Origin of the sequence: Pelagibius litoralis (genome assembly GCF_011683915.1) — a bacterium.
In the GTDB taxonomy this organism is placed as follows: domain Bacteria; phylum Pseudomonadota; class Alphaproteobacteria; order Kiloniellales; family Kiloniellaceae; genus Pelagibius; species Pelagibius litoralis.
Map to the genome: position 1 here is coordinate 166,632 of NZ_JAAQPH010000002.1, position 15,465 is coordinate 182,096.

Consider the following 15,465-nt stretch of genomic DNA (forward strand, 5'->3'; position numbering starts at 1 on the left):
CGGCCCTTGCCCGGGCCTAGATCGCAAAGGACGAGCCGCAGCCGCAGGAAGAGGTGGCATTGGGATTGCGGATCTGAAAGGACGATCCGCCGAGATCCTCGACAAAATCCACTTCGGCGCCGGCGAGCAGCTCCAGCGAGGTCTCGTCGATGACAGCCACAACGCCGTCACGCTCAAAAGTGCGGTCGTCGTCATTGACGGCTTTGTCGAAGGAGAAGCCGTACTGAAAACCGGAACAGCCGCCGCCGGAGACCGAAACCCGCAACATCAGGTCTTTGTCGCCCTCCTGCTCGATCAGCCAGGCAACCCGCTTGGCGGCATTCGCCGTCAAAACCAGGGCCTGCGCCGGGGCAATATCACCTGTGGGCATCGAACCCATTTCGATCCTTTTTGGCCCAAAAAAGGCCTGTTAACCGGAAGGGCCGGAATGCCCCCTCCCAACCAAAGATGTAGGGACTCCCGCCGTCTTGTCAAACCATGTCGGCGTCCCAGTGTGGCTGCCGCCTAAAAGTGGCGGAAAACCGCCATTGCCTCAGGCATGGCAAGGCCTTAGGTTCGCGCCATGACCGCGCCGATTCCTTCTGCCCAGATCGCCTCCAGGCCGGCCGGGAGCCGGGGGCGCGATTTTGCCGAACCGGAAAGCCCGACCCGTTCCTGCTTTCAGCGGGATCGGGACCGGATTGTCCATGCCGCGGCCTTTCGGAGGTTGAAGTATAAGACGCAAGTCTTTGTTTATCATGAAGGTGACCACTTCCGGACCCGTTTGACCCATTCGATCGAGGTCGCCCAGATCGCCCGCTCCATCAGCCGTACCCTGGGCCTGAACGAAGATCTGGCGGAGGCCATGGCCCTTGCCCATGACCTGGGTCATACCTGCTTCGGTCATGCCGGTGAGGACGCCCTGAACCTGGCGATGGAGCCCTACGGCGGCTTCGACCACAACGAGCAGACCTTCCGCATTCTGACGCTGCTGGAACGCCGCTACGCCGAGTTTGACGGCCTGAACCTGACCTGGGAGACCCTGGAAGGTATCGTCAAGCACAACGGCCCCCTGGTCGGACCGGCTTCGCGTGACGATAAGGTGCCGGAAACCGTTGCGGCCTACTGCCGGGATGTCCGCGATCTCGAGGTCGCCACCTTCGCCGGGCCGGAGGCCCAGGTCGCCGCGCTGTCGGACGACATCGCCTACAACAACCATGATATCGACGACGGCTTGCGCGCCGGGCTGTTTCCGCTGGAGGAACTGCGCGAACTGCCGCTGGTCGGCCCGATGCTGACGGCGGTGTCGGAGCGCTATCCCGATCTTGAAGAGACCCGGCTGATTCATGAGACGATCCGGCGGATGATCGACCTGATGGTGACCGATCTGCTGCAGGAAACGCGCCGCCGCATAGCGGCCGACAAGCCGGACTCGGCCCAGGCCGTGCGCCAGCTCGACCGCCCGTTGGTTGCCTTTTCGGAGGAGATGCGTCAGAACGACCGCGCGCTGCGCGCCTTCTTGTTCCAACGCATGTATCGCCACTACAAGGTCAACCGCATGACCGCCAAGGCCAAGCGGGTGGTGCGGGCCTTGTTCGAGCAGTATGTCGAACGTCCCGATTGCCTGCCCAATGAGTGGCGGGCCGCCGCCGAGAGCAGCAAGGGGGCGGAAAGGGCGCGGCTGGTGGCCGACTACATCGCCGGCATGACCGACCGCTATGCGCTCGACGAGCATGCCAAGAACTTCGATTTTCGAGCTAGAAACGAATGAACCTTTTCAAAGACTTCCGCCAGATCGTCGTGGGCGAGCTTGACAGCCTCTGCGCCGAGGACCGGCTACCGCGCGATCTCGACTACACAAGGGTGACGGTCGAGCCGCCACGCGATCCTGAGCATGGCGACCTTGCGACCAATGCAGCCATGGTGTTGGCCAAGCCGGCCGGCATGAAGCCGCGTGACCTGGCCGAGGCCCTGGTCGGCAAGCTGGCGGGCCTGGAGAACGTGACGGAAGCCTCCGTCGCCGGTCCGGGCTTCATCAACCTGCGCCTCGAGGCAGACTTCTGGTACGGCCGGCTGCGGGAGATACTGAACGCCGGCGCCGCCTATGGCGAAAGCGACCTCGGCCAGGGACAGCCGGTGAATGTCGAGTACGTTTCCACCAATCCGACCGGCCCTTTAACCGTCGGCCATGCGCGCGGCGCCGTGGTGGGCGATGCCCTGGCCTCCCTGCTGGCCAAGGTCGGCTACAAGGTGACGCGCGAATACTACATCAACGATGCCGGCGGTCAGGTCGACGTGCTCGCCCGCTCGGCCTACCTGCGCTACCGCGAGGCCTTGGGCGAGGACATCGGGGTGATTCCGGAAGGCCTCTATCCCGGCGACTATCTGATCGAAACCGGAAAAGCCCTGGCGGCCCGCGACGGCGACCGCTGGCTGGCGGCGTCGGAAGATGACTGGCTGCCCGTGCTGCGGGAATTCGCGATCGAGTCCATGATGGACCTGATCCGCCGCGACCTGGCGGCCCTCGGGGTCATTCAGGACGTCTTTTCCTCAGAAAACGCGCTGGTCCGGGCCGGCGGCGTCGACGCGGTGCTGACGACCCTGGAAGAGCGCGGGCTGCTCTACACCGGGGTTCTGGAGCCGCCGAAAGGCAAGCCGCCGCCCGAGGATTGGGAACCGCGCCCTCAGTTGCTCTTCAAGGCGACGCAGTTTGGCGACGACATCGACCGGGCGCTCAAGAAGTCGGATGGCAGCTGGACCTACTTCGCCGGTGATATGGCCTATCACCTGGACAAGTTCCGGCGCGGCTTTCCCATCATGATCGACGTCTTCGGCGCCGACCACGGCGGCTATGTAAAGCGCATGAAGGCGGGCGTGAAGGCGCTGACGGACGGGAAGGGCGATCTCGATATCAAGCTCTGCCAACTGGTCACCCTGAAGCGCGGCGGCCAAGTCGTGAAGATGTCAAAACGCGCCGGCACCTTCGTTACGCTGCGCGAAGTCATCGACGAGGTCGGAAAAGATGTCGTCCGCTTCATCATGCTGACCCGCAAGAATGACGCGACTCTCGATTTCGATCTTGAGAAAGTGGTTGAGAAATCGCTGGAAAACCCGGTTTTCTACGTACAGATGGCCCAGGCGCGCTGCCGTTCGGTTCTGCGCCTTGCCGCCCAGGAGATTCCGGGGATCGATCTAGATCCTGTGTCTTTGGCGGCTGCCGACCTCAATCTCTTGACCGACTCGGGTGAACTGGGCCTGATTAAACAGTTGGCTGAGTGGCCCAGGCTGCTGGAAGCGGCGGCAGAGGCACATGAACCGCATCGCGTGGCCTTTTATCTCTACGATGTGGCCGCCGCGCTTCATGCGCAGTGGAACCGCGGGCAGAGTACTGCGCTTCTGCGCTTCCTGCTTCCCGATGAACCGCAGGTTACCAGGGCGCGCTTGGCTTTGCTTCAGGCGGTTGTCTTCGTGATCGCATCGGGGCTTGAGGTGTTTGGGGTCGAGCCCGTTGAGGAGTTGCGCTGAATGGCGGTGAATGCAGGCCGGGATGGCGTTGATCGGGACCCCCCGGGGTCCGACCGGTCGGCGGATTCTCCGGCTGCGGCCGGGGCGCCGGCCTTCAGCGATGAAGGAATGCGGCGCATCATCTACGCGCAGGATCGAGACCGCAGCGGCGCGGCTTTCGGCGAAGACACGGCAGAATTGGAGTCTGATTTGGAAGGACGCAGGCGGCTCGTTCCGGCGGTCATCGCAGTGGCCGCCCTGGTCTGTTTCGGGGCGATCGTCTGGTATGCCTATTCCTGGGGTACCGGGCAGATGGCCGGCGATCAGCTGCCGCTGGTCCAGGCCGATGCGGGCCCGGAGAAGTCGCGCCCTGAGCAATCCGGCGGCCTTGATGTGCCCCATCAGGATAAATCGTTCCTGAACGACGGCCAGCCCGCCAGCGACGGACCACGTGTGGAGAGCTTGCTGCCGCCGCCGGAGACGCCGCAACCGCCCGAACCCTTGCCCGAGGCATCCGCGCCCGAGATGGCGGCGGAACAGCCGGGCAGCGCTATACCGCCGGCTACGGCGCCGCAGACGGCCACCAATCAGGACGGCGAGACAGGCGTCGCCGCTGCTCTCCCCGAAATTCCCCAAATCCCGGAATTGCCTGTGGCCGGCGATCCTGCGGCATCGGCTGATCAAGCTGAGCCTGCCCAGGCGGAAACCGAGACCGGCATTGCTCTGCCGCAGCTCAAGCCAAGGGATCGGCCAGTTCAGGCGCCGCCGGCAGAGGACGCGATCGCCAAGCTGCTATCCGAAGAGCCGCTGGAAACCGCGAACGGCAATCCGACGGCGCCGGCCGGAGCGGCGAAGGCCGGCGACATCGTGCTGCAGCTGTCTTCCGTCAAATCGGAGGCCGCGGCGTCGAAGGAATGGGCGCGGCTTCAGGCGGATCACCCCGGATTGCTGGGCAATCTCGCGCTCTCACTCGACACCGCCGAGGTTCAGGGCAGTACCTTTTATCGGGTTCAGACCGGCCCCTTCGCCAGCCGTGACGCGGCGGCCAAGGTTTGCGGCCAGCTGAAGAGCAGGAACCAGGACTGCCTTGTCAAACAGCGCTAAGCGAAACTGCGAAGGGCCCGTCAGCGCTGGACAGGGCGGTCGACGGGGCGATCATGTCTGAATCGGTGAGCCCCAAAGCGGCCATCTTCGGCTGTGCCGGCCTGGCATTGTCAGCCGAAGAGGAAGCCTTTTTCAAAGCGGCCGATCCGCTGGGGTTTATTCTCTTTGCACGAAACTGCGAGACGCCGGAGCAGGTTCGCGACCTGGTCGCTTCGTTTCGGGCCGCTGTCGGGCGCGCGGATGCGCCGGTCCTGATCGATCAGGAGGGCGGCCGGGTAACGCGCCTGAAGCCGCCCCATTGGCGTGACGCGCCGCCGGCGGGCCTTTTCGGGCGCATGGCCAGCCATGACTGGGAGCGGGCGAGCGAGGCGCTGCGCATCAATACCCAGCTTTTGGCGCTGGAACTGCGCGACCTCGGCATCGACGTCGATTGCGTTCCTTTGCTGGACCTTCAGTTTCCCTGGGCCAGCGATGCGATCGGTAACCGGTCTTTCGGGGGCGACCCGCAGCTGGTCGCCGGCCTTGGCCGGATCGTTTGTGAAACCATGTTGGCCCAGGGGGTGATGCCGGTGGTCAAGCACATGCCGGGCCATGGCCGCGCCAGGGTCGACAGCCATAAGGAGCTGCCCGTCGTGGGCACCGCCGTCCCGGAACTGTCGGCCACCGATTTTCTGCCCTTCGAGAGCCTCGCCGATGCCCCTTGGGGGATGACCGCCCATGTCGTGTTCTCTGCCTTGGATCCCGAGCAGCCCGCGACGACGTCATCAAAGGTGATCGCCGAGGTGATCCGTGGCAGTATCGGTTTCCAAGGGCTTCTGCTTTCTGACGACCTGTCGATGGAAGCGCTTCATGGGACGCTGGCGGAGCGCGCCGGCGCCGCTCTTGCAGCAGGCTGCGATATTGCACTGCACTGTAACGGCAAGCCTGAAGAGATGGAGCAGGTCGCAGAAGTGGCGCCGGCCATGTCACCGGCGGCGCTGCGGCGCTTCACCTGCGGTCGTTCCCGCCTGGGCGAACCGGAGGCGCTGGACAGCACCCTGCTGCAGCGCCGGCTCGACCTGCTTGTGAACGTTACTTAGGCGCCGTTGATGGATTTCGATCTCTCCGCTCTGGCTTACACGGCCTCGATCTGGGTGCTGCCGGTCTTGCTGGCGATCACTCTGCACGAAGCGGCCCACGGGTTCATTGCCTGGTCCTATGGCGACGACACGGCCTACAAGCTTGGCCGGGTGAGCATCAATCCCCTGAAGCACATTCATCCGATCGGTACGATTCTGTTGCCCTTGCTGCTGATCGTATTCAAGGCGCCTTTTCTGTTTGGTTATGCCAAGCCGGTGCCGGTGGCCACACACCGGCTGCGCCGGCCGCGCCGGGACATGGTCTATGTGGCGGCGGCCGGGCCCACCGCGAACCTGATACTGGCGACGATCTCGGCGGTTCTTTTCAATATCGTCTGGCTGCTGCCCGATGCGCCGGCGATGTGGCTGGCCCAGACGCTCAAGATCTCGATCATCGTCAACCTGGTGCTGGCGGTGCTGAATCTGCTGCCGCTGCCGCCGCTGGACGGCGGCCGTATTGCCGTCGGCCTCTTGCCGATCTCTCTTGCGGTGCCGCTTGCCCGCCTGGAGCGCTACGGGATTTTCATCCTCTTGGCGGCGTTTTTCCTGCTGCCTTACCTTGGCCGTGAATTGGGACTCAGCATCAATGTGTTCGACTGGCTGATACGCACGCCGGTAAACTGGATGTTGCCGTTTTTCTCCAGCCTTGCCGGAATGACGGAGGCACTAAGACTGTGAGCGATGTAATCCCCTTCGAAGAAGGTGTGGAGGGCGCCAGAAGCGTCACCCGTGACCGGCTGTTGCTGGATCTGGATGGCTATGCCGGGCCGATCGATATTCTCCTGGAACTGGCGCGGGCCCAGAAAGTCGACCTGACCCAGATCCGTATCCTCGATCTTGCCGAGCAGTATCTGGAGTTCGTTCGCGAGGCGCGGGCCTTGCGGCTCGAACTGGCGGCGGACTATCTGGTCATGGCGGCCTGGCTCGCCTATCTGAAGTCGCGTCTGCTGCTGCCGGAAACCGGCGGCGACGAGGAGCCGAGCGGCGCCGAAATGGCTGCCGCCCTGAAGTTCCAGATGCAGCGGCTTCAGGCCATGCGCGATGCCGGTGAGAAGCTGCGAGCCCTGCCGCAACTCGATCATGATATCTTCCGGCGCGGCACGCCGGAGCGCCTGCGGACCAAAACAACGACGCAGTACGAAGCGACGCTCTTTGATCTTCTGAAGGCTTACGGCCACAACAAGACGCGGGCGACGGTTACCAACCTGGAGATCAGGGCAACCGAGCTCTATTCCGTCGATGACGCCATGTCCCGCCTGTCCACACTTTTCGGCACCACGATACCGGGTTGGCGTTCGCTTTCGTCCTTCCTGCCGCCGGATCTGCATGGCGACCCCTTACTCGGGCGTTCGGCCTTGGCAGCAACTTTTGCCGCCAGCCTGGAACTGTGTAAGACCGGCAAACTACGGATCCGCCAGGACGGTACCTTCGGCCCGATCTATTTGCGCAACGCTGCCGAAGAGCAACAGGAGCATTCATGACCGCCGATTTCGACAACCTGCGCCTGATTGAGGCCCTGCTTTTCGCCTCCGCGGAACCCCTGGCGCCGGCACAGCTTGCCCGCTTCCTGCCGGAAGACACCGCGCTGGAGCCGATCCTCACAGATCTTGAAAATCTCTACGCGAACCGCGGCGTGAATCTGGTCAAGCGTGGCGAGCGTTGGGCTTTTCGCACGGCCAGCGATCTGGCGCCCCGCATGGAGCTTGAGAACAAGGTTGTCCGCAAGCTTTCCCGCGTGGCCCTGGAAACCCTGGCGGTCATCGCCTACCACCAGCCGATTACCCGGGGGGAAATCGAAGAGATCCGCGGCGTGGCCCTCTCCAAGGGGACCTTGGATGCCTTGCTGGAGATCGGCTGGATCCGGCCGAAGGGGCGGCGCAAGACCCCGGGGCGGCCGGTAACCTGGGGCACCAATGAAGCCTTCCTCGACCACTTCGGGTTGGAGTCGCTCGATGCCCTGCCGGGGGTCGAAGAACTGAAGGCCGCCGGCCTGCTGGACAGTCGCCCGGCTGTCACGGCTTTGGGTGATCGTGGCCTGTTGCCCGGGGTCGGCGAAGTCGCGCAGGAAGAAATCGACGAAGACGAGTCCGAAGAGGACGATGGCGGCGAGGCGGCACGCGGCGATCTGGTGGATGAAACCCTGGATCCGGCTTTCGGTGAGAATCTGCTGCCCCATGAAGTTGATCTCTCGGCGACACCTCAGCTGGAGGAAGTCGAAGCCGGGGCGGAAGATCAATCTGCGGTGGCTGAGGAAGAGCCGGCAGAGGCGGAAGGCGACAACTTCGAAGCCGATGATCGTGAAGCCGACGATCCTGAAACCGATGAGCGCCACGATGACGATATCGACGCCCAAGACATCGAAGACGCCGTCGCGGAAGCCGACGACGCCGAGCCTGACGATGTCGAAGAGGACGACCTCGACGATGACGACATCGAAGATGCTGACGCTGACGATGTCGAGGCCCAAGACGTCGATGAGGATCACGTCGAAGCCCATGAGGCCGATGACGAGGAGCCGCAGCGCGGCCACGGCTGAAGCCGTTCCGGGGCACCATCGCAGCTTGCAGAACCGCTTGGCAGCCTTTAAGGCAGAGGGCAGTTTGGATGCCCTGATCTCCAGCCGAAAAAGGTATGGCCGGAAACGATATGCAAGCCCTTGTTCTGGATCATGTCAGTCACAGTTTTGGCGGCGTACTGGCGGTTGACGACCTGAGTCTTTCCCTATCCAAGGGCGAGGTTGTCTGTCTCCTGGGTCCCTCCGGTTGTGGCAAGACCACGGCGCTGCGGGTGGCGGCGGGTCTGGAAGCCCTTCAGCAGGGCCGGGTGATCATCGCCAATGAACCGGTGGCTGGCGCGGGGCGGGAAATTCCCCCGGAGGACCGCTCGGTGGGGCTGGTTTTCCAGGATTACGCGCTGTTTCCTCATTTAACGGTGGCCGGCAACGTGGCCTTTGGCCTGCGGGGGCTTTCCGGGTCCGAGAAACAGGCGCGCGTTCAGGAGGCGCTGGGCCGTGTCGGCATGGCGGAATCGGCCGCCGCCTATCCGCATATGCTCTCCGGCGGGCAGCAGCAGCGTGTCGCGCTGGCGCGTGCCCTGGCGCCGCAGCCGCAGGTGATGCTGCTGGACGAGCCCTTTTCCAATCTCGATGCCCGGCTGCGCCAGAAGGTGAGAGATGAGACTCTGCACGTTCTGAAAGAAAGTGGCACCACGACCCTGATGGTGACCCATGACCCCGAGGAAGCCATGTTTATGGCCGATCGCATCGCCCTGATGCGCGCCGGGCGTATTGTTCAGGAAGGCACGCCGGCGGCGCTTTACTACCAGCCTGTGGATGCTTTTGTGGCCTCTTTTTTCGGTGAAATCAATCAGTTGGAGGGCGTTGTTGTCACCGAACAGGTATCCACACCCTTTGGCCCTGTCGATGCCAAGGGCTTCGCCGACGGGGCGGCGGTGGCCGTTCTGATCCGCCCGGAAGCACTGCATCTGAGCCCCCCGGAGCAATCCGCGAACGGCAGTATTCCGGTGAATGGGGGGGCGGTGGAGGTGATGGCATCGCGCCTGATGGGCCGGACCAGCCTCATCCATCTGCGTTCTCTTGACGTACCTGAACAGGAGACACACTTTCACGCGCGGGTTCCCGGGCGCTTTTTGCCCATGGAAAACCAGCGATTGCGTGTCGAACTGGACCGCTCCCAGGCCTTTGTTTTCCTGCGAGAGACCGATTAACCCTGTTGTCCAGGATCGTTGCGGCGCCGCGGCCTTTTTGCCATAGTCCGCCTCAAGAGGCCTCATGACAAAATTTAGGAGATCCCGGAATGGGAACCTTTAGTATCTGGCACTGGCTCATCGTGCTGGTCGTTGTACTTGTTCTTTTCGGCGGCGGCGGGAAGATCCCCAAGCTGATGCGCGACATGGGACAGGGCATCAACGCCTTCAAGAAGGGCTTGAAGGAAGATCAAAAAAACAAGGATAAGGCTGCGGAAGGCGACGATTCCAAGGTTCTCGATCAGGACTCGCCCGCCATGGCTTCATCCGAGGAAAAGGACAAGGCGGCAAACGGCTGAGGGTCTCCCTCACGGCGTTTAAGCCTTTTCCCTAAAACGACGGGCGGCCATGTTTGATATCGGCTGGACCGAGATGATGGTGATCGCGTTGATCGCCCTCGTCGTCATCGGACCGAAAGATCTTCCCGGAACCTTGAAGACCGTCTCGCAATGGGTGCGCAAGGCGCGATCCCTGACGCGTGAGTTCCAGTCCGGGATCGACGACATGGTCCGCGAAGCCGAACTCGACGACGCCAAGAAGATGCTGGAGGCGACCCGGCGTGGCAACCTCGAACAGACCATCGGCAATGCCATCGACCCGACCGGCGATCTTGCCGAGGAGGTTCGGCAGATTGAAAGCGAAGCCCGCAAGGAAGAGCCTTCGGGTTCGGTCGCAGACGCTGCCCCGGAAGACACTGTGGAAGACAGCAATACCGAGAAGGCAGCGGCATTGATGACGAAGCCCGCGGCCAACATCGCCCCGCCGCATTCCCTGGGGCCGACCGCCGGCGCCGCTGACAGCTCGCTGTCCGCCGATACCTCGCCGAAGCCGACGCCGGACACTAAACCGGACACTAAAGAAGGCAGCAAGCAGTCGGCATGACCACGGTGACGGGAGCCACAGAAGACAAGAAGATGCCTTTGCTCGATCATCTGATCGAGCTGCGCCAGCGCATGCTGTGGAGCGTTGGCTCTCTCCTGCTGATGTTTCTGGTCTGCTTTTTCTTTGCCGAGTACGTCTTCGATTTTCTGGCGCAGCCGCTGGCCGATGTGCTGCTGGACGGGCGCGAGGACAGCCGCCCGCCGCGGCTCATCTTCACCAACCTGACCGAGGTCTTCTTCACCTATGTAAAGGTGGCCTTCTTTGCGGCAGCCTTCATCTGCTGTCCGATTTTCCTGGTACAGCTCTGGCTGTTCGTGGCGCCGGGCCTCTACAAGCACGAGAAGTCGGCCTTCGCGCCTTTCCTGGCCGCAACGCCGGTGCTCTTCTTCGTCGGTGGCTCGCTGGTCTACTTCATCATCTTTCCCTTGGTGGTGGAGTTCTTCATCGCTTTCGAGACGACCGGCGGCAACGGCAACCTGCCGATCGAGTTGGAACAGCGGGTGTCCGAGTACTTCTCGCTGATGATGAAGCTGATCTTCGCCTTCGGGCTCTGCTTTCAGTTGCCGGTGATCATGACCCTGCTGGCGCGGGTCGGCCTGGCCACCTCCAAGGGCATGGCGGCCAAGCGCAAGTACGCCATCGTCGGTGTTTTCATCTTTGCGGCTATCTTCACGCCGCCCGATCCGATCAGTCAGCTCAGCCTGGCGATCCCTATCATCATCCTCTATGAGATCTCGATCTACATGGCCAAGATCGTCGAGAAGAGGCGTCCGAAAGACGAGTACGACGACCTGGATGACGACGCTGACGAGGATGGCGGGGAAGAGGACGGCACGACCCCGGCTAAGACCTAGCAGCGCTCGGCGGCGGCCTTGCGGTGAATAAAGGCCGGAACGGGCCGTCTTCACAGATCACTTCAGCTTTGGCGAAATAATCGAATCGGGCGAAGGGCTTCGGCCCGAAGGCTGCTTTTCGCCCTCAAGCCGGGGCGGCGGCAGGATGTCATTTGTTGGGCGAATCGGGCCAGTCCGTCGTGGACAGGCCCCGCGGGGGGACCGTATAAGTCCTTCGATTCGCTCAGCAACAGACCCGATTCGTAAGACCGACCATGTTGGACATCAAATGGATTCGCGAAGAGCCCCAGGCCTTCGATGCCGCGCTGAAACGCCGTGGCCTCGAACCCCTGGCCGACGCGGTTCTCGCCCTCGACGCCAGGCATCGCGAAATACAGGCCGAACTGCAGGCCATCCAGACCCGGCGCAACGAGTCCTCCAAGGCGATCGGTGAGGCCAAGCGCAAGGGCGAAGACGCGGCCGGGCTGATGGAAGAGGTCTCCGGCCTTAAGCAGAAAATGGCTGACGCCGAGGAAACCGAGCGCAGGTTCGGCGCGGAGCTGACCGAGCTGTTGAGCGGTATTCCCAACCCGCCCCTGGCCGAAATACCCGACGGGCCGGACGAGACAGCCAATGTCTGCCTGCGCGAGCATCTGGCGCCGACCGAGTTTGCCTTCGAGCCGAAGGAACACTACGAGCTGGGTGAGGCGCTCGGCTTTCTCGACTTCGAAGCCGCGGCCAAGCTTTCAGGCTCCCGCTTCGTCGTCATGCGCGGCCAGATCGCGCGTCTGCACCGCGCACTGGCGCAGTTCATGATCGACCTGCACACGACAGAGCATGGCTATGAGGAAGTCGCCCCGCCGTTGCTGGTGCGCGACCACGTGCTCTATGGCACCGGACAGTTGCCGAAGTTCGAGGAGGACCAGTTCCGCACCACCAGCGACCACTGGCTGATCCCGACGGCGGAGGTGCCGCTGACCAATCTGGTGGCCGGGGAAATTCTGGAGGCGGAAGCGCTGCCGCTGCGGGTGACGGCTCTGACGCCCTGTTTTCGATCGGAGGCCGGCTCGGCCGGCCGCGATACCCGGGGCATGCTGCGCCAGCACCAGTTTGAAAAGGTCGAGATGGTCTCGATCGCCAAGCCGGAAGAATCGCTTCAGGAACTGGAGCGGATGGTCGGCTGCGCCGAGGAGGTGCTGAAGCGCCTGGGGCTGCCCTATCGGGTGATGGTGCTGTCGGCCGGCGATATCGGGTTTGGCGCGGCCAAGACCTATGATGTGGAAGTCTGGCTGCCCGGTCAGAAGGCTTATCGCGAAATCTCCAGCTGCTCCAACTGCGGCGACTTCCAGGCGCGCCGCATGAAGGCGCGTTATCGTCCCACGGGCGAGAAGGGGACGCGCTTCGTGCACAGCCTGAACGGCTCCGGCGTGGCGGTGGGGCGTTGCCTCATCGCGGTGATGGAGAACTATCAACAAGGCAACGGCACCATTGTCGTGCCCGAGGTGCTGCGCCCCTACATGGGCGGGCTGGAGATTATCGGCGATCATGGCTAAAGGCCCCCTGAACCTTAAGAAGGCCCGCATTCTCGTTACCAATGACGACGGCATCCATGCGCCGGGCCTGAAGGTTCTGGAGAAGCTTGCCAAGACGCTGAGCGACGATGTCTGGGTGGTGGCGCCGGAGAGCGAGCAGTCGGCGACCAGTCATTCCCTGACGCTGCGCCGGCCCCTGCGGGAGCGGCGCCTGGGCGCCAAGCGCTTCTCGGTCGACGGCACCCCGACCGACTGTGTGCTGGTGGCGCATCATCGTATCCTGGCCGACAGGCTGCCGGACCTGGTGCTCTCGGGTATCAACGATGGCGGCAACCTGGCCGAGGACGTCACTTATTCGGGCACCGTCGCCGCCACGATGGAGGCCGCCTTGCTGGGGATACCGGCCATCGCCTTTTCCCAGCAGCGCCCGGCGGAGGGGCAGACCCGCTGGAAGGTGCCGGAGGCTTTCCTGCCGGACATCGTGCGCCGCCTGGCGCCGATGGTCTGGCCAAAGGATCTGCTGGTCAACGTGAATTTCCCCGCTGTCGCGCCGGAGGCGGTGACCGGCATCGAGATCTGCCGGCAGGGCCGCCGCGACGAAGGCTCCGCGGTGACCGAGGGTTTTGATCCCTCCGGTCGGCGCTTTCTCTGGATCGGCGGCTACCAGCTCGACACGTCTTCGGAGAAGGACAGCGACCTGGCGGTGACCGCCCGCGGCGGCATCTCGGTAACGCCGCTGCACCTGGACCTGACCCATCGGGCGACCATGAAGAAAATGAAGGGGCTCTTCGACTGATGGTGGCCTCGCGGAAGATACGTTTGATCATGGAGCTGCGCCGGGCCGGCATTGCCGATACCGCCGTGCTCTCTGCGATCGAACGCATTCCGCGTGAGGCTTTTACGCCCGATAGCTTCCGCCACCAGGCCTATGAGAACCTGGCGATCCCCATCGGACAGGGCCAGACCCTCAGCCGGCCCCAGGTCGTGGCCCAGATGACCCAGGCGCTGCAGGCCAGCCGGCGTACGAAGGTGCTTGAGGTCGGCACCGGCTCCGGCTACCAGGCGGCGGTGCTCTCGAAGCTCTGCCGGCGGGTCTACACCGTGGAGCGTTTCAAGGAGCTGCGGGCCTCTGCCGAACTTCGGTTTACCGAACTGCGGCTGCACAACATCACCACGCGCCATGGCGACGGCTGGAAGGGCTGGCCGGAGCAGGCGCCCTTCGATCGTATCATGGTGACGGCAGCTGCCGCCGACGTCCCCGCCGTACTGGTCGATCAACTGGCCGAGGGCGGGCAGATGGTCTTGCCGGTGGGCCGCACATCGCATGATCAGGCGTTACTGCGCCTGAGACGTGAGGCGGGCGGCATCGTTGAGGAGCATCTGGCCGATGTCCGCTTCGTGCCCCTGGTCGAAGGGGTGCCGGATGACGAAGCCTATTTTGCCCAACGGGGCGGGAGGCTGGCATGAAGCCGCGTTCGCTTCTAGTTCTCGGGTCCCTGGCAGTATTGCTGTCCGGTTGTCTGGCGACGCCGGTCTACCGCGACGCCAACTACCAGACGCCGAGGGACCCCCCGCAACTGCCCCAGCGCAAGCCGCCGCCGCCGGAAAATTTCGCCGCTTGGGGTGACGTTGTCGAGACGGCGGCCGCGCCGGTTTCAGACTTCAGGCCGTCCGGCGACAACGTGACGGTCGAGTCTTTGGCGCCGCTTGGCGAGCCGCAGCCGGTGCAGCAAGCCAGCATACAGCAGGCCCAGATACAACAGGCGGCACCCCGGCAGGCTCAGCTTCAGCCGGCATCGCAAGTTGCTGCAATTCCGGCCGACGGCCGCTATGTGGTGGCCAAGGGGGACAGTCTCTACGGCATCGCCCGGCGGTTCGGATTGCCGATCCGGGCGGTGATCGATGCCAACGGCCTTCAGCCGCCTTACCAGCTGACGCTCGGCCAGACCCTGACCGTTCCTCAGGCGCAGATCCACGAAGTGGCGCCCGGCGACACCATCTTCAATATCGCGCGCCGCTATGACGTCGATCGCAGCGAGCTGGTTCGCCTGAACGGCATAGAGGCGCCCTATACCATCCCGCTCGGCCAGAAACTCATCTTGCCGCAATCGGGCGGCTCAGCCGGTGCCACAGCCGTAGCGACGGCACCACAGGCGCGGCCGGTGACAAAGGGCGCCGCCGGCAAAACGGCGCCGACAGCCTCTGCACCTCAAACAGCCGCTGTGCCCAAACCGCCGGCCGCCAGACCGACAGCCCCCGGGGCAACGGTTGCCGAGCCGGTGGTCGCTAGGCCGGGGCCCATCGGCAAGCCGCCGCCGAGGACCAAGTCGACCTTTCTCTGGCCCGTGCAGGGACCGGTGCTGTCCTCTTACGGCGGCAAGAAAAGCGGCGAGCACAACGACGGCATCAACATCGCCGCGCCGCGCGGCACGCCGGTAAGGGCCGCAGAGAACGGGGTCATCGCCTACGCGGGCGAGGAGCTGAAGGGATTTGGCAAACTGCTTTTGATCAAGCACGCCGACGGTTGGATCACCGCCTACGCCCACAACGAACGGCTGCTGGTCGTGCAGGGTGACGTGGTGAAGCGTGGCCAGACCATCGCCCGCGTCGGCTCCAGCGGCTCGGTCGACCGGCCGCAGCTGCATTTTGAGGTGCGCCGCGGCACCCGCGCGGTGAATCCGGAGACCATGATGGGGCCGCGCCCGGCCACAGCCGCCAAGCCGGCCGCCGCGACCAACTAAGCAACCA

General features: G+C 63.8%; 16 protein-coding genes. 15 read left to right on the forward strand and 1 reads right to left on the reverse strand.

All coding sequences use genetic code 11. The features are described from left to right. Positions 1 to 16 precede the first annotated feature (16 nt). Positions 17 to 370: an iron-sulfur cluster insertion protein ErpA gene (erpA, locus tag HBA54_RS02910; RefSeq protein ID WP_205944378.1), complete on the reverse strand. Its 354-nt coding sequence runs from the start codon at positions 368 to 370 to the stop codon at positions 17 to 19. 192 nt (positions 371 to 562) lie between these two features. On the opposite strand from erpA, the gene HBA54_RS02915 reads away from it, so the two are divergent. The 15 genes from HBA54_RS02915 (at position 563) to HBA54_RS02985 (ending at position 15,458) form a co-directional block, all read left to right on the forward strand. Further along, a complete protein-coding gene (locus HBA54_RS02915; RefSeq protein ID WP_167221188.1) occupies positions 563 to 1,750 on the forward strand; it encodes a deoxyguanosinetriphosphate triphosphohydrolase in 1,188 nt (395 codons plus the stop codon). Next, entirely contained in the window at positions 1,747 to 3,504 is a 1,758-nt protein-coding gene (gene argS / locus HBA54_RS02920) for an arginine--tRNA ligase (protein ID WP_167221191.1), read from the forward strand. The genes HBA54_RS02915 and argS overlap by 4 nt, the downstream gene beginning before the upstream one ends. Further along, positions 3,505 to 4,587 carry an SPOR domain-containing protein gene (locus HBA54_RS02925; RefSeq protein WP_167221193.1) on the forward strand — a complete coding sequence of 361 codons (1,083 nt, stop codon included), beginning with the start codon at positions 3,505 to 3,507 and terminating at the stop codon, positions 4,585 to 4,587. A gap of 53 nt (positions 4,588 to 4,640) precedes the next feature. Continuing rightward, positions 4,641 to 5,666, forward strand: coding sequence for a beta-N-acetylhexosaminidase (gene nagZ / locus HBA54_RS02930; RefSeq protein ID WP_167221195.1), 1,026 nt, complete (start codon positions 4,641 to 4,643; stop codon positions 5,664 to 5,666). Positions 5,667 to 5,675: 9 nt separating this feature from the next. Further along, entirely contained in the window at positions 5,676 to 6,383 is a 708-nt protein-coding gene (locus HBA54_RS02935; RefSeq protein ID WP_167221197.1) for a site-2 protease family protein, read from the forward strand. Next, complete coding sequence (locus tag HBA54_RS02940) at positions 6,380 to 7,186, forward strand: segregation and condensation protein A (RefSeq protein WP_167221199.1); 807 nt, start codon at positions 6,380 to 6,382, stop codon at positions 7,184 to 7,186. The genes HBA54_RS02935 and HBA54_RS02940 overlap by 4 nt, the downstream gene beginning before the upstream one ends. Beyond that, positions 7,183 to 8,241: an SMC-Scp complex subunit ScpB gene (gene scpB / locus HBA54_RS29995; RefSeq protein WP_167221201.1), complete on the forward strand. Its 1,059-nt coding sequence runs from the start codon at positions 7,183 to 7,185 to the stop codon at positions 8,239 to 8,241. Before HBA54_RS02940 ends, scpB begins: the two co-directional genes overlap by 4 nt. Before the next feature lie 110 nt (positions 8,242 to 8,351). Then, entirely contained in the window at positions 8,352 to 9,431 is a 1,080-nt protein-coding gene (locus tag HBA54_RS02950; protein ID WP_240932477.1) for an ABC transporter ATP-binding protein, read from the forward strand. Positions 9,432 to 9,520: 89 nt separating this feature from the next. After that, positions 9,521 to 9,769, forward strand: coding sequence for a twin-arginine translocase TatA/TatE family subunit (locus tag HBA54_RS02955; protein WP_167221205.1), 249 nt, complete (start codon positions 9,521 to 9,523; stop codon positions 9,767 to 9,769). Positions 9,770 to 9,818: 49 nt separating this feature from the next. Further along, complete coding sequence (gene tatB, locus HBA54_RS02960; protein WP_167221207.1) at positions 9,819 to 10,352, forward strand: Sec-independent protein translocase protein TatB; 534 nt, start codon at positions 9,819 to 9,821, stop codon at positions 10,350 to 10,352. Positions 10,353 to 10,384: 32 nt separating this feature from the next. Continuing rightward, the gene (gene tatC, locus HBA54_RS02965; protein ID WP_240932478.1) at positions 10,385 to 11,206 is read left to right on the forward strand and encodes a twin-arginine translocase subunit TatC; all 822 of its coding nucleotides are present in this window, start codon (positions 10,385 to 10,387) and stop codon (positions 11,204 to 11,206) included. 254 nt (positions 11,207 to 11,460) lie between these two features. Next, on the forward strand, positions 11,461 to 12,738 hold the full coding sequence (serS, locus tag HBA54_RS02970) for a serine--tRNA ligase (RefSeq protein ID WP_167221210.1): 1,278 nt from the start codon (positions 11,461 to 11,463) through the stop codon (positions 12,736 to 12,738). Then, positions 12,731 to 13,513, forward strand: coding sequence for a 5'/3'-nucleotidase SurE (gene surE / locus HBA54_RS02975; protein WP_167221213.1), 783 nt, complete (start codon positions 12,731 to 12,733; stop codon positions 13,511 to 13,513). The genes serS and surE overlap by 8 nt, the downstream gene beginning before the upstream one ends. After that, entirely contained in the window at positions 13,510 to 14,184 is a 675-nt protein-coding gene (locus HBA54_RS02980; protein ID WP_167221741.1) for a protein-L-isoaspartate(D-aspartate) O-methyltransferase, read from the forward strand. Before surE ends, HBA54_RS02980 begins: the two co-directional genes overlap by 4 nt. Continuing rightward, positions 14,181 to 15,458, forward strand: a complete 1,278-nt coding sequence (locus HBA54_RS02985) for a LysM peptidoglycan-binding domain-containing M23 family metallopeptidase (RefSeq protein ID WP_167221215.1) — start codon at positions 14,181 to 14,183, stop codon at positions 15,456 to 15,458. The genes HBA54_RS02980 and HBA54_RS02985 overlap by 4 nt, the downstream gene beginning before the upstream one ends. The last annotated feature ends 7 nt before the right edge of the window (positions 15,459 to 15,465 follow it).

Excerpts from the sequence above, each read along its gene's own strand:
- erpA (WP_205944378.1), bottom strand. The coding sequence starts at position 370 with ATGCCCACAGGTGATATTGCCCCGGCGCAGGCCCTGGTTTTGACGGCG.
- HBA54_RS02915 (WP_167221188.1), top strand. The coding sequence starts at position 563 with ATGACCGCGCCGATTCCTTCTGCCCAGATCGCCTCCAGGCCGGCCGGG.
- argS (WP_167221191.1), top strand. The coding sequence starts at position 1,747 with ATGAACCTTTTCAAAGACTTCCGCCAGATCGTCGTGGGCGAGCTTGAC.
- HBA54_RS02925 (WP_167221193.1), top strand. The coding sequence starts at position 3,505 with ATGGCGGTGAATGCAGGCCGGGATGGCGTTGATCGGGACCCCCCGGGG.
- nagZ (WP_167221195.1), top strand. The coding sequence starts at position 4,641 with ATGTCTGAATCGGTGAGCCCCAAAGCGGCCATCTTCGGCTGTGCCGGC.
- HBA54_RS02935 (WP_167221197.1), top strand. The coding sequence starts at position 5,676 with ATGGATTTCGATCTCTCCGCTCTGGCTTACACGGCCTCGATCTGGGTG.
- scpB (WP_167221201.1), top strand. The coding sequence starts at position 7,183 with ATGACCGCCGATTTCGACAACCTGCGCCTGATTGAGGCCCTGCTTTTC.
- HBA54_RS02950 (WP_240932477.1), top strand. The coding sequence starts at position 8,352 with ATGCAAGCCCTTGTTCTGGATCATGTCAGTCACAGTTTTGGCGGCGTA.
- HBA54_RS02955 (WP_167221205.1), top strand. The coding sequence starts at position 9,521 with ATGGGAACCTTTAGTATCTGGCACTGGCTCATCGTGCTGGTCGTTGTA.
- tatB (WP_167221207.1), top strand. The coding sequence starts at position 9,819 with ATGTTTGATATCGGCTGGACCGAGATGATGGTGATCGCGTTGATCGCC.
- tatC (WP_240932478.1), top strand. The coding sequence starts at position 10,385 with ATGCCTTTGCTCGATCATCTGATCGAGCTGCGCCAGCGCATGCTGTGG.
- serS (WP_167221210.1), top strand. The coding sequence starts at position 11,461 with ATGTTGGACATCAAATGGATTCGCGAAGAGCCCCAGGCCTTCGATGCC.
- surE (WP_167221213.1), top strand. The coding sequence starts at position 12,731 with ATGGCTAAAGGCCCCCTGAACCTTAAGAAGGCCCGCATTCTCGTTACC.
- HBA54_RS02985 (WP_167221215.1), top strand. The coding sequence starts at position 14,181 with ATGAAGCCGCGTTCGCTTCTAGTTCTCGGGTCCCTGGCAGTATTGCTG.